Raw genomic sequence first — 9,333 nt, 5'->3', positions numbered from 1 at the left:
GAGAGACGATCGGGTTGATAGGCCGGGGATGGAAGCGCGGTAACGTGTGGAGTCGACCGGTACTAATAGGCCGAGTGGCTTGAACACACTGAACGTTCAAAGCATCTCGCTGTGTGTTTGTTCGCGTCCCTGTGTGGTTCCTGGAAAACAAACGGGAACCCGTTTTGATAAGTGAATTTTCGAGCTGTCCGCTCGGACGATGAGTTTCCCGGCACTTTTGGGTGCTGTGGGTTGGTCGTTCGGTGGTTATGGCGAGAGGGAAACACCCGGTCCCATTCCGAACCCGGTAGTTAAGCCTCTCAGCGCCGATGGTACTGCATGGGAGACTGTGTGGGAGAGTAGGACGCCGCCGGACCTTTCTTGGTCGAGGGTCGCCCCGTTTTCTGGGGCGGCCCTCGACGCATGTCCGGCCCCGCCAAAGTAGGCTGCAAGGGTCAAGTGGACCACCATCAAGAACAGTGACGGACGTGATGAGCGCGGAAGAGGACGGCCGCAGCGACGACAACCGCGGGCGGCGGGGGAACAACGGCGGGCGGAACACGCCCGGCCGTCGCGGGGGCAACGCGCGTGGAGGGCCCGGCGGCGGCCGGTCCGGGAAGCCGCAGCAGGGACGGGGTCGTCCCGGCGCGGCCCGTGGGGATCGTGAGGAACGCCGGCCCGACCGTCCGTTCAAGCGTGCCGGTGACAGGCCGGGTTCCGGCGGCGGTCCCCGAGGACGGGACGGTGAGCGATCCGACCGCCCGTACAAGGGACCGGGCGACCGGCGGGCCGGTGCGGGCTCGAAAGGGCGGGACGATCGGCGGTCCGATCGCCCGTTCAAGCGTTCGGACGACCGGCGCCCGGGCTCCGGCGAGGGCAGGGACGAACGGCGCCCTGGAAGGTTCGAGCGGGACGACCGTCAGGGCGGTCCGCGACGTGACGGTAAGTTCGGCGGCCGCCCCGGCGAACGGCGCGAGCGTCCTCGCGACGGTGAGGGCCGCGACGCGCGGGGCCCCCGCGCCGGCGGCCCGGGGGAGCGCCGCTTCCAGGACCGTGACCGGCGTGGCCCCCGGGATGACCGGCGCGGTCCGCGTGATGATCGGCGGGGACCCCGCGATGATCGGCGTGGGGCGCGTGATGAGCGTCGTCCCGGCAAGTTCTCGCGGGACGGGCGTCCGGGTGACCGCGACAGGACGTTCAAGGGCCGAGGCCCCGGACGCCCGCACGACTCGGACCGGCGGCCGCCGCGGGAGCGCTTCGAGCGTGAGAAGCCTGCGCCGACGCACGACGACCCGCTGCTGCCGGACGAGGTCACGGGCGAGGAGCTGGACGCGGACGCGCGCCGCGGGCTGCGGAGCCTGCCGAAGGATCTCGCGGGCCGGGTGGCGCGTCACCTCGTGATGGCCGGACAACTCGCCGAGGACGACCCGGAGCTGTCGTACCGGCACGCGAAGGCCGCGCGGCGGCTCGCGTCCCGGGTCGGGATCGTCCGGGAAGCGGCCGGTATCGCGGCGTACCACGCCGGGGAGTGGGCGGAGGCGCTCGCCGAGCTGCGGGCCGCGCGCCGGCTCGGCGCGGGCGACGACTCGTACCTGCCCGTGATGGTCGACTGCGAGCGCGGGCTCGGACGTCCGGAACGCGCGCTCGACCTGGTGAAGTCGCCGGAGGCCGAGCGGCTCGACCCGATGGGGCGCATCGAGCTGCGGATCGTCGAGTCGGGGGTCCGTCGGGACCTCGGGCAGTACGACGCGGCCGTGGTCGCGCTGCAGGTCCCGGAGCTGCGGGATCGGAGGCTCCGGCCGTGGTCGGCGCGGCTCTTCTACGCCTACGCGGACGCTCTTGCGGAGGCGAACCGTGCGGAAGAGGCCATCGAGTGGTTCGCGCGGGCGGCGGCCGCCGACCGCGAAGGCGAGACCGACGCGGCCGAGCGGTACGCCGAGCTGGACGGGCTCCTCATTCTCGACACCGAGGAAGAGGAGACGGAGGTCGAGACGGTCGAAGCCGCGGCCGAGCCCGCGGCGCCGACCGACATCGAGTTCAAGCCCGCCACCCCGGAGGAATCCGCGGTGCCGGACGAGGACGTCCCCCAGGCGCCCGCGGTGTTCCTCGAACCGGAGCAGCCGCGGCACGAGGAGCCCGCGGGAGAGTCCGTCGAGGAGCCGCTCGGAGGCGAGGTTCCGGAACAGGACCGTCCCGACGACACCGACAACGGCTGAGTTCGTGAGGTTCTGAAACCGGAGACGTTCGGTCCGGGCCGCACCGGGCGCAGCGGACACCCGCAGGCGGTGGTTCACGGAGCCGCCGCGGTGAGGCGCGGGAACCCAGCGCGGTGAAGCCCGGACGTCCGGTGAGGCAGATGGCCACGGGCGCGCACCAGCGCCGTCCACTGCCACATCGGCGTCTGTGCGCTTGACATGCGTCCCTCTTGGTGTGGACGGGTGCCCTGCCTAGCGAGGCGGCAGAGCCCGGCCGGGGCGTCCGGCCCCGGATCGTGTCCACTTGACCGGTCTCGGCATGCGGCGGGTCGGCGGGGGCGCTGCTGGTCGTGGTGGGGGCGCGGCGAGGGGCCGTGCCGCCCGGCGGGGGCGGGGCGGCCCGACCGGTCGGGCGTCAGTCGCAGTAGCCGCACGTGCAAGGCGGCTCGTACATGTCTCGTCTGCGGCGTTCGTCGCCGCGGCGGGCGAGGAGATGCTGCGGCAGGTGCTCCTGGACCTGCCACCACTCCAGCGTGAAGGCGTGCTGGTCCTCCGCGTAGACCAGGAACGGGCCGTTCTCGCCCAGCGGCTCGTACCCGTACCAGCGGTCCTTCCGGGCGAGCACCGCGTCGGCGGCGGGCTCGGCGGGGCCGCCTCCCAGGATGCTGTAGACGCCGTGGACATCCGCCGCGGTGATGTCGCGCACGGGGGCGAGCACGAGCGGCCAGCGCGCCGGGTCGTCGGAGTCGTCGATGTCCTCGGGAACCTCGGGGGACCGCCCGCCGAGCGCGTCCACCCTCCATTCGCCTATCCCGGTGGCGCGGCGGATGTCGGCCGCGGGGACACCGGCGCGGGCCGCGCCCGCGGCCAGAGCCTCCGTCTCGGTGAGACCGCCGCGGCGGCGATCGGCCGACCTGGCGGATTCGCCCGCCACGCGCAGCCAGTGGCCGGGGGCGCAGGTGTCCGGCACCGGATCGCCGAGGTGGTCGGCGCAGCGGCTCCCCGGGCCGGCGGGCGCCTCGTTGCCGCAGAAGGAGTGCCCGCACAGCTCAAGGACTTGCTGCGTGCCCGACTCGGGGACGAACAGTGTGCACGCTCGGAAAACCCGCTTGGGCCTGCCGCCGGCCGCGGTGAAGAACCGCACGCGCTCGTCCCGCCGGGCGCGTTCGACCTCGAACGTCCTCACCTCCCAGGCGGAGAGGACGTGCCCGGCCATGGCGATCGCCAGGGCGGGGAACGGTCGGAAAGGCCCGGGACTCGACGCGTCGAGAGTCGGGATCTCGGTGAACGGACGGCGGGTGTCGGCGCCGTCGAGGCGACGAAGCGCGAGCGCCAGGAGTTCCGCGGCGTCGACGCGCGTGCCGTCGACTTCGGTCATGCGCTCTCCGTTCGGGGGTGCGGCGGCCGGGCCGCGAGCGGGCAGGACCGGAGAGTACCCGGCGGGGCTTCGGCGGCTGAAGCCCTTTTCCCGCGGGCTCCGGTGCCGGACCCGTCGTCCGGTCGGTCTCGGGGCCGCCGCGCCCGCGTCCACCGAGGCTTCGTGCGCGGCCGGTATTGACGGGCGTGATCTTTCATTCGATAGTCACGGGACCGTTGCCGTTCGGGGGGATTCGTCGGGATATGTTCCCGGCGTTTCCGACTCCTTGGGAGCATCATGTCCCTTGATCGACGCAAGTTCCTGTACGCCGCCGCCGCGGCCGGCGGCGCGGCGGCGCTCCCGGGTGCGCTGTGGCGCCGGGCGTTCGCCGACGGCCCCGCGCAGCCCGGCCCGAGCCCGTACGGGCCGCTCCGGGCGGCGGACGCGAACGGGCTGGAGCTCCCGGAGGGGTTCGGCAGCCGGGTCGTGGCGCGGTCGCTGCAGCGGGTGGAGGGCACGCGGTACACGTGGCACCCGGCGCCGGACGGGGGCGCGTGCTTCCCCGACGGGGACGGCTGGATCTACGTGAGCAACTCGGAGGTCCCCGTCGTGGGCGGCGCGTCCGCCGTGCGGTTCGAGGCGTCCGGGCGGGTGACGTCGGCGTACCGGATCCTGAACGGGACGACGCTGAACTGCGCGGGCGGCGGGACGCCGTGGAACACGTGGCTGTCGTGCGAGGAGCACGACTGGGGCCTGGTGTTCGAGACCGATCCGCGCGGCGAGGACGCCGCGGTGGCGCGTCCCGCGATGGGGCGGTTCAAGCACGAGGCCGCGGCGTGCGACCCGGACCGGCGCGTCGTGTACCTCACCGAGGACCAGGGGGACGGCTGCTTCTACCGGTTCGTCCCCGCGTCGTGGGGCGACCTGTCCGCCGGGACGCTGCAGGTGCTCGTCGGCTCCGGGCCCGGGGCCGTCCGGTGGGCGGACGTGCCGCAGCCGGAGTTCTGGTGGACGCCGACGCGGGACCAGGTCGCGGGCGCGATGCGGTTCGACGGCGGCGAGGGCTGCCACTACAGCGGCGGGACCTGCTATTTCACGACGAAGGGCGACGGGCGCGTGTGGGCGTACCGGGCGGCGGCCGAACGCCTCGACATCGTCTACGACGACGACCTCGTGACCGGCGAGGCCCCGCTGACGGGCGTCGACAACGTGACGGCGTCGGCGTCCGGCGACCTGTACGTCGCCGAGGACGGCGGCAACATGGAGATCAACATCATCACGCCGGACGGGATCGTCGCGCCGGTGCTGCGGGTCGCCGGGCACGCGGAGTCGGAGATCACGGGGCCGGCGTTCAGCCCGGACGGGACGCGCCTGTACTTCTCGTCGCAGCGGGGCGAGAGCGGGTTCATCGGCGGAACGGACGGGCGGACGTACGAGGTCACCGGCCCGTTCCGCCGCTGACGGCCGTCACGCGCGCCGGTCGAGGGCGTGCATGATCCCGGCGACGTTGCTCTCGGCGCTGCTGAGCACCTCGTACTTGGCGGCGATGTCCGGGTCGGCGTCCGGGCGGGACACGGCGTAGCGGTCGCGGGTGCGCTCGACGACCATCGCGACGGCGTGGTCGAGGTCGAGGCCCCGGTCCCGGGCGTCCTTGACGTGGTCGACCCAGACGCGCAGCTCCTCGGCGGAGCGCTCCAGCGTGTCCTCGACCTCGGTGACGGGCCCGTAGTGCGCGAACAGCAGCCGCTGCGGGCCCAGCGCCCGGAACTTGCCGAGGGACGCCAGCGTGGTGTCGAGGTCGAAGTCCGGCGGCGGCGTCGCGGGGCGCACGTCGGCCGTCTCGGGGATGTACACGCCCGCGGCGTCGCCGACGTAGAGGTCGCCCGTCTGCGAGTCCATCAGCCCGACGTGGTGCTTGGCGTGGCCGGGGGAGTAGTGCGACTCGAGGCGCCGCCCGCCGCCGAGGTCGATGGTCCCGGTCTCCTCGACGGCGCGGATCCGCGCGGCGTCCGTCGGCTTCAGCTCGCCGAACAGCGTGTCGAGGCTGTCGCCGTACACCATCCGGGCGCTGCGCATGAGGCGCGACGGGTCCGCCAGGTGGCGGGCGCCCTTCTCGTGGACGACGACTTCGGCGCGCGGGTACATCCGCGCGATGTCGCCGACGCCGCCCGCGTGGTCGAGGTGGATGTGCGTGACGACGACGGTCGCCAGGTCGTCCGCGCCCACGCCGAGCTTCCGCAGCGCGGCCTCGACGACCGGGGCGGAGCCGGACGTGCCGGGCTCCACCAGGCACGGCCGGTCGCCCAGGATCAGGTATCCGGCGGTGATGCCGCTGTAGCCCGCCATCCGCGTGTCTATCTCGTACACGTCGCCGCCGAGCGGCGTGATCGTGGTCGTGGTGTCGTCCATCCGTCGATCATCGCTCCGCGGCCCCGCCCGTGGCCAGTTCTCTCCGCGATCACCGGCCGGGGGTCAGTCCTCCGTGCCCAGGAGGCGGAGAACGAGGCCGGTGCGGGGCTTCGGGCCGAACGACGTGGACTTGCGGGGGACGCGTTCGCCGCGGTCCGCGACCGCGAGGACGTCCTCCACGCGCAGCGGGTTGAGGACGACCGCGGTGCCGCCCGTCCGGCGGGCGCGGTCGATCGCGGCGGACGGGTCGTCGTGCACGACCTCGATCGCGTTCTCGTTCGCGGGCACGTGCCAGGCGTCCTCGATCAGCAGGTGGTCGAGGACGGCCGTGTCGAGGCCGCGCCACTGCCGGGAGTGGTCGGACGGCATGACGCGGGCGAGCGCGCGCGGGTCGGGGTCGGTGAGCAGACGCGGGACGTCGCCGCCGCCGAGCAGGAACGCGGGGCGGGGCGCGGCGGCGAGGGCGCGGACGGCGGCGGCTTCGCCGGGCAGGTCGGTGACGCGGAAGACCGCGCGGGCGCGTTCGGCGGCGTCGTCGGGGCGGAGGCCGGGCAGGACGCGGTGGATCGCGCCCAGGTGCGGCGGGTAGCGGGTGGAGTCGACGAGGAGGGCGAGGCCGCGGTCCCACGGGCCCGGGCCGCGGCCGGCGGCGCGGCGGCGGGCCTGGAGGGCGCGGTAGGTGGCGTAGCGGTGGTGGCCGTCGGCGATGAGCGCGCGGCGCCCGCGCAGGTCGGCGGCGACGCGGGCGTGCAGGGACGGGTCGGCGACGCGCCACAGCCGGTGCGTGAGGCCGTCCGCGGCGATCTCCAGGAGGGGGTCGGCGCGCGCGGCGCCGTCGACGACGTCCGCGGCGTCCGCGCCGCCCTCGTAGACCAGGAAGATCGGCTCCAGGTTGGCGCCGGTGGCCTCCATCAGGGCGAGGCGGTCGCGGACCGGGCCGGGGAAGACGTTCTCGTGGGGCAGCACGGTGCGGTCGGCCTCCGCGCGGACGCCGAGGCCGCCGATGAGGCCGCGCTGCAGGACCGTCCCGCCCCGGGCGGCCTCGTAGACGTACAGGGCCGGTTCGGGGTCGACGGCGAGCGCGCCGTCGTCGAGCCAGCGGCGGAGGGTGCGGCGGGCGTCGGCGTAGCTCTCCCCGGTGGCGCGCGGCATGTTCAGCCGGACGATGTTGTGCCCGCCGCTCGCCAGCAGCCGCCGGACGGCCGCGTCGTCGATCAGGTCGTAGGGCGGGGTGGTGACGGCGGCGAGGTCGCCGGCGACCTCCGGGACGAACCGGACGCCGCGGAACGGCGCGAGTTCGAGGCCGCCGGACGGGCCGGAGGCGAACCCCGCCGAGCCGAAGACGCGGGCGCTGAACTCCTCGGGCCCGATGTCGTCGGGGATGCCCGGGATGTCGCCCAAGGGTTCGTCCACGGTGTCGTCCACCGGTTGCATGCTAATCGCCTGGAGGCGGTCTGCATTCCAGTGGGTACGTTCAAAGAGGCGTATGTGCGAGGGGAGGTCCACGTGAGTGTTCAAGGACCGGGCAGGCCGGACGATTCCCCCGGCGAGGATCCCGCCGCCCCGGCGGGCGGCGTCTACGAGTGGTACACGCGAGGGCTGGAGCTGCTGCGGGCGGGCAGCGCGGGCGCGGCGCTGCAGCTGCTGATGCGGGCGGCCGAGGCCGAGCCCGGGTCGCACAGCATCCGGGAGGCGCTGGGACGGGCGCAGTTCGGGGCGCGGCAGTTCGGGGCGGCGGCCGAGAGCTTCCAGAGCATCGTGGAGGAGGAACCCGCCGAGGACTACGCGCGGTTCGGGCTCGGGCTGTCGCTCAGCCGGATGGGCGACTTCGAGGGCGCGGTGCAGCAGCTGGCGCTGGCCGCGGCGATGCGGCCGGGGAACAAGGACTACGAGCGGGAGCTGAAGCACGCCCGGGCCACCCTCCAGGCCAGACGCTGACCGCCCGCGGGCGGCGCGCCGCACCGTACGACCGCACCGTACGATCGTCCGGGTGTGCGATCTGAGGGAGTGCGATGAAGGGCAGTGACCGTCCGCTGTGCGAGGCGTACGACGTCGCCCTGCTGGACCTGGACGGCGTCGTCTACATCGGCCGCCGGCCCGTCCCGGCGGCGGCCGAGGCGGTGGCGAAGGCCCGCGCGGCGGGGCAGCGCGCGGCGTTCGTCACCAACAACGCCTCCCGGACGCCGTCCGCGGTGGCGGCGCTCCTCACCGAGGTCGGCGTGCCGGCCGCGCCGGAGGACGTGGTGACGTCGGCGCAGGCGGCGGCGCGGCTGCTGGCCGAACGGCTCCCGGCGGGCGCGGAGGTGCTCGTCGTCGGCGGCATGGGGCTGCGGCACGCCCTGTACGGCGAGGGCCTGCGCCCGGTGTCGGTCGCCTCGGAGCGGACGGCCGCCGTGGTGCAGGGCTACGACCCCGGGCTCGGGTACGGGCTGCTCGCGCAGGGCGGCACGGCCGTCGCGCGCGGGGCGCTGTTCGTCGGGTCGAACGGCGACCTGACGATCCCGGGCGGGGACGGCCCGCCGCATCCGGGGAACGGGTCGCTGCTGCGGGTGATCGAGGGCGCCACCGGCGTCGCGCCGATCGTCACGGGCAAGCCGGAACGGCCGCTGCACCGCGAGACGATCCGCCGGACGGGCGCGCGGCGGCCCCTCGTCGTCGGCGACCGGCTCGACACCGACATCGAGGGCGCGCACAACGGCGGCGCCGACAGCATGCTCGTGTTCACCGGGGTGACCGACCCCCTCGGCGTCCTGACCGCGCCGCCGCACCACCGCCCGACCTACCTGGCGCCCGACCTGACGGGCCTGCTCGTCCCGCACCCCGCGGCGGCGGCGTCCGCGGACGGGCACCGCTGCGGCGGCTGGACGGTGCGGCGGGACGGCGGCGCGTTCGCCGTCACCGGCTCCGGCGACCCCTACGACGGCCTCCGCGCGCTGGCGTCCGCCGCCTGGAGCGCCCCCGGGCCCCCGCCCGCGGACGGCCTCGCCGGGGCGCTGCGCGCGATCGGCCTCGGCTAGAGCAGCTTGCGGAGCCGCAGCAGGTCGCCGATGCTCGCCTCGATCTTGAGGCGGCCGGTCGCCCATGCCCTCGCGGGGTTCAGGTCGTCGTCCGCGAGGGCGACCAGGTCGTCGCTGCCGACCGTCAGCCTGACCTGGGCGGCGCCCGGGTCGTCGTCCGGGCGGACCGGGTCCAGGCCGTCCGCGTGCAGGCGGGTCCGGTAGGCCAGCCCGAGGTCGGGGACGCGGCAGCTGATCGTCCGCTCGACGACGTGCTCGGCGAACCGGTCGGCGTCCACCTCCGCGAGCCGCGCGACGATCTTGTCCAGCGCCGCCCGGCAGTCCTGGTCGTTCGCCATGGTCAGGCCGTTCCCCGTTTCCGTCCGCAACGATCCGT

8 protein-coding genes and 2 rRNA genes are annotated in these 9,333 nt (G+C 74.5%); 6 read left to right on the top strand and 4 right to left on the bottom strand.

Features of this window, described 5'->3' with window-relative positions:
* From H505_RS0110285 to H505_RS41070, 3 genes are all read left to right on the top strand, one after another.
* Positions 1-87: ribosomal RNA gene (locus tag H505_RS0110285) — 23S ribosomal RNA — on the top strand; the annotation flags it as partial.
* A 151-nt stretch (positions 88-238) separates the two neighbouring features.
* Positions 239-355 (top strand): 5S ribosomal RNA (rrf, locus tag H505_RS0110280).
* A gap of 1,006 nt (positions 356-1,361) precedes the next feature.
* Complete coding sequence (locus tag H505_RS41070; RefSeq protein WP_245592477.1) at positions 1,362-2,195, top strand: hypothetical protein; 834 nt, start codon at positions 1,362-1,364, stop codon at positions 2,193-2,195.
* A gap of 394 nt (positions 2,196-2,589) precedes the next feature.
* Here H505_RS41070 and H505_RS0110270 read toward each other — a convergent pair whose 3' ends face one another.
* Positions 2,590-3,552: a hypothetical protein gene (locus H505_RS0110270; RefSeq protein WP_026401904.1), complete on the bottom strand. Its 963-nt coding sequence runs from the start codon at positions 3,550-3,552 to the stop codon at positions 2,590-2,592.
* Between the two features lie 276 nt (positions 3,553-3,828).
* Between H505_RS0110270 and H505_RS0110265 the strand changes: the two genes are divergently transcribed.
* Positions 3,829-4,992 carry an alkaline phosphatase PhoX gene (locus tag H505_RS0110265; protein ID WP_026401903.1) on the top strand — a complete coding sequence of 388 codons (1,164 nt, stop codon included), beginning with the start codon at positions 3,829-3,831 and terminating at the stop codon, positions 4,990-4,992.
* Positions 4,993-4,998: 6 nt separating this feature from the next.
* Here the strand turns inward: H505_RS0110265 and H505_RS0110260 are convergent, their stop codons facing one another.
* On the bottom strand, positions 4,999-5,940 hold the full coding sequence (locus tag H505_RS0110260; RefSeq protein WP_026401902.1) for an MBL fold metallo-hydrolase: 942 nt from the start codon (positions 5,938-5,940) through the stop codon (positions 4,999-5,001).
* Between the two features lie 63 nt (positions 5,941-6,003).
* A complete protein-coding gene (locus tag H505_RS0110255; protein WP_245592476.1) occupies positions 6,004-7,365 on the bottom strand; it encodes a DUF1015 family protein in 1,362 nt (453 codons plus the stop codon).
* An 81-nt stretch (positions 7,366-7,446) separates the two neighbouring features.
* Between H505_RS0110255 and H505_RS0110250 the strand changes: the two genes are divergently transcribed.
* Both H505_RS0110250 and H505_RS0110245 read left to right on the top strand, forming a co-directional pair.
* Positions 7,447-7,878, top strand: coding sequence for a tetratricopeptide repeat protein (locus H505_RS0110250; protein WP_026401900.1), 432 nt, complete (start codon positions 7,447-7,449; stop codon positions 7,876-7,878).
* Positions 7,879-7,952: 74 nt separating this feature from the next.
* On the top strand, positions 7,953-8,957 hold the full coding sequence (locus H505_RS0110245) for an HAD-IIA family hydrolase (protein ID WP_026401899.1): 1,005 nt from the start codon (positions 7,953-7,955) through the stop codon (positions 8,955-8,957).
* Here the strand turns inward: H505_RS0110245 and H505_RS0110240 are convergent.
* Positions 8,954-9,295, bottom strand: coding sequence for an SCP2 sterol-binding domain-containing protein (locus H505_RS0110240; protein WP_026401898.1), 342 nt, complete (start codon positions 9,293-9,295; stop codon positions 8,954-8,956). The two genes, H505_RS0110245 and H505_RS0110240, sit on opposite strands and share 4 nt — an antisense overlap.
* Between the last annotated feature and the right edge of the window lie 38 nt (positions 9,296-9,333).

The sequence above is a fragment of the Actinomadura rifamycini DSM 43936 genome (genome assembly GCF_000425065.1).
Lineage (GTDB): Bacteria > Actinomycetota > Actinomycetes > Streptosporangiales > Streptosporangiaceae > Spirillospora > Spirillospora rifamycini.
The sequence above is the reverse complement of the archived record's forward strand: the minus strand, read 5'-3'. Positions and strand labels throughout refer to the sequence as shown.